General features: G+C 65.3%; 3 protein-coding genes. All 3 read left to right on the forward strand.

Annotated elements, in window-relative coordinates:
* The first annotated feature begins 148 nt into the window (after window positions 1-148).
* Window positions 149-898, forward strand: coding sequence for a beta clamp domain-containing protein (locus ACYQ8K_RS29910; RefSeq protein WP_081284087.1), 750 nt, complete (start codon window positions 149-151; stop codon window positions 896-898).
* 10 nt (window positions 899-908) lie between these two features.
* Window positions 909-1,340 (forward strand): hypothetical protein, encoded by a 432-nt coding sequence (locus tag ACYQ8K_RS29915; RefSeq protein ID WP_231122134.1) that lies wholly within the window; start codon window positions 909-911, stop codon window positions 1,338-1,340.
* Between the two features lie 253 nt (window positions 1,341-1,593).
* Window positions 1,594-1,725, forward strand: a complete 132-nt coding sequence (locus tag ACYQ8K_RS29920) for a hypothetical protein (protein ID WP_254902518.1) — start codon at window positions 1,594-1,596, stop codon at window positions 1,723-1,725.
* The last annotated feature ends 1,255 nt before the right edge of the window (window positions 1,726-2,980 follow it).

Raw genomic sequence — 2,980 nt, forward strand, 5'->3', positions numbered from 1 at the left:
AATCAGGAATCACCAAGATGTTCCGGTCGGTGGGCTCGCGCCGTCCGCGGACGCCCACTAAACCTAAATGTCGGTGGACGTTGGTAGTGTCGGTGGTGTTGGGCAGGCCAGTCGGGTCGGCCCGAGATTCCCACGAAAGGGGAGTGGCATGACAGCTGTTCTGGACAACCCGGCCGACGTCGGGGAGGCCTCGGTGGAGGGTGCGGCGATGCCGGTCGTCAACACGTTGAAGGCCAAGGCGTTATTCACTGCCGTGTTCGATGCGCTGCTGTTCGCGGCTCCGGCGTCGGCGAAGCTGCCGTTTCTGGAGGCGGTGCGTCTGGAGTTCGGGGCGGATCAGCTGGTGGCGGTCGCGACGGATCGGTTTGTGTTGGGCGCTTCGCGAGTGGAGTACTCCGGGGAGGCATTCACAGTGATGGTCGCGGGAGCGGATGCGAAGGCTCTGGTGAAGATGGCCAAGACGGTCAAGCGGGATGAGACTACGCGTGAGGTGACCGTCGAGGTCGCCGACGCGGGTGCGCTGGTGACGTTCCGATTCAGCACCGGAGAAGCAATGACCGTGCGCGGCCTGGACGTCCAGTTCCCGAAGTGGCGGCAACTAGTGCCGGCGGATGCCTCACGGATGGGTGGCATTGTCGGGATGGGATACACCCCGGGCTACCTGAAGCGTTTTACCCAGGCACGTGCTGATGAGCAGGCCAGCGGCGTGCAGATGGTCGTGTTCCCATCGGTGACGTCGAGCGGCAAGCCCGGCCCGACCGCGATCCGGATTGGTGAGGACTTCTTCGGGCTGCTGATGCCCGTACGGCCCCCGGGTGACGAATGGACGTTCCACCGGCCCAGCTGGCTCGACGAGTCCGCCGGCGTGGCCGTCAGCGGCACTGCGGGGGTGCGCTGAGGTGACGACGATGACAAACCCGCGTGGAGCGGCGGCCGGGGCTGCCACCGCTCCGCAGCAGCCCGCGCTGCTCGCCCGCCAGGACCAGGCACGCGCGGCGGGCGAGCGGCGCGCGGTCGAGGTGGTGAGGACATGGCTGATCGAGCGTGAACGCGCGTGGCTGGCGGTCGATTTCACCAAGACCCGGCCAGAGCCGCCGTTCGACGATGACTCCGAGCTGTGCGTTGCGGTCGGCAGGCTGCCCCGCCAGGCTTACGGCAGCGGACTGGACGTGCGAGGCAGCTTTATCGTGCGGCTGGCGGATCTCAACGGGCTCCTGAGCCGTGCGCACGACGACGCTGCGGCGGCGCGGCAGGCAGATTCCTACCACTGCGCGCGTGGGTACCAGCACGTCGACCACACATCGGATTGCTGCCCCTTCGAGCACGGTGAGGCGCAGTGATAGCGAATCACGTTGAGCAGCAACCTAAGACAGTGGCGATCGAATGGGTCGAAGAATCACGGCACCGGGTGAAGGTGCGGGTGCCGGCGGACTTCGACCCCGATGAATGTGACCTCGGCGACGGCCTGGCCGAGCTGAACAACGACTGATTCCAGGGGCTAGAACGCAGCCAGATCACGGTCTTCGACGCCAGTCCCGACCCGGCGGCCGAGTTCTTCGACCCGCCCCGCTATAACAGTGAGCGGGCGTCCGCGTGAGCAGTCATTACGAGTGGGGAGACGCCCGCAGCGGCAACTACCAACTGGTGACGCGTGAGACGGCACCCGACGAGTGGAATCTGCCCGCGCCAGACCCGGCCGACCCATGGTCAGTGGGTGTCACCTAGGGGCATGCGCTGGGGCTGTTCAACGCCAACGGTGACGGCACTGTGCTCGAAGGCGAGCCGGGCGAAATCCTGGACTACGTGGATCGGCTGCACGCCTACGCGCACCGTGAACTCGACGGCCTGGTCGAGTACGACACCTGACCCTGTGCCCAATGCGGCGACCAGGTCCTCACCCTGGTCGCCTGATGCGCCGAGACCTCGGTGATTCACGCTTCGAGCTGTTGACTGCGGTGGAGCAGCGGTGGGCGCTGGTGGTGCTGCGCATCGTCAACGAGGTGTTACGGCCCTGATGGGGCCGTTGCCGCCGGCGGGGTGCGACTTGGGCGGCGATTGGGACTGCGTTAGGCGTTACGGTGTCGTCGCGGTGCCACGGATTCGGCGGCTAACTGTTACTCGTCAGCGCTGGGGGGTTTGTGCTGGGGAGTGAAGAGGCTTAGAACCAGGGCGAAGATGTGGACCGCGGTGGGCCAGTCGGTGGTGTATGCGGCCAGGGCGGCGCAGGAGGCCGCCAGGGCTAAGGCCAGTCGGGGGTCGGTGGCTCTTTTTGCTGGAAACGAGTTTTGTCGGTGGTCATCGGGGTCTACCATCATGAAAGTTCCTTGAGTGTTGTTGGAATGCTGGGGAACTGCTTGGACTGCCTCCTACGCCCGGCAACGGCGTGGGGGGCGGTTTTTAGTTTCGACGCCCGGACGCACGACGGTGGGATAGGGAAACGTCGTGGACACACTCACGCGCTTATCACAAGCCAGTGCCCCAATGGCCCGGTGCAAACTCACCCGCTCACTGCGTGGCGCGTTGTCATCAACCAAATCCAGGGACCGGCGTGCGGTGGCCTCCCTGCGCAAGGTGTATGGGCGCCGCTAAACCCCCCGTGGCGCGCGTCAGCGTGCCGCCCTAACCCGTGCCCCGCAGGCCCCGCCTGCGGGGCACCGTCATATCCCCCCTCCCGTCCGGCGCGAAGTACCGAAAATAGATCGCGCGGAAAGTGTTGGAAACCAGCATGATTCGGAGAGAACGTGTAGTATGACGGTATGACGTTGAACAGCAAGGTAATCCGCGTAAACGGTGGCGCCAACCGCGAAAGCGGTTGCAGCGCAATGCTGAACGGCACAATAGGACACAACGTCACCACCGCGGCACCGCGTCAGCGGTGCGGATACCGAAACACCAACCGCGACAATGCGATCCAAGACAACCGCGTAAGCGGTTGGCGCACAGGTTAACTCGGCGGGCGGGCTTGCCCGCCCGGGCATGG

The organism is Mycobacterium sp. MUNTM1 (assembly GCF_054660795.1).

What these genes read in the sequence shown, in the direction of transcription:
- ACYQ8K_RS29910 (WP_081284087.1), top strand. Translation starts at nt 149, where the DNA reads ATGACAGCTGTTCTGGACAACCCGGCCGACGTCGGGGAGGCCTCGGTG.
- ACYQ8K_RS29915 (WP_231122134.1), top strand. Translation starts at nt 909, where the DNA reads ATGACAAACCCGCGTGGAGCGGCGGCCGGGGCTGCCACCGCTCCGCAG.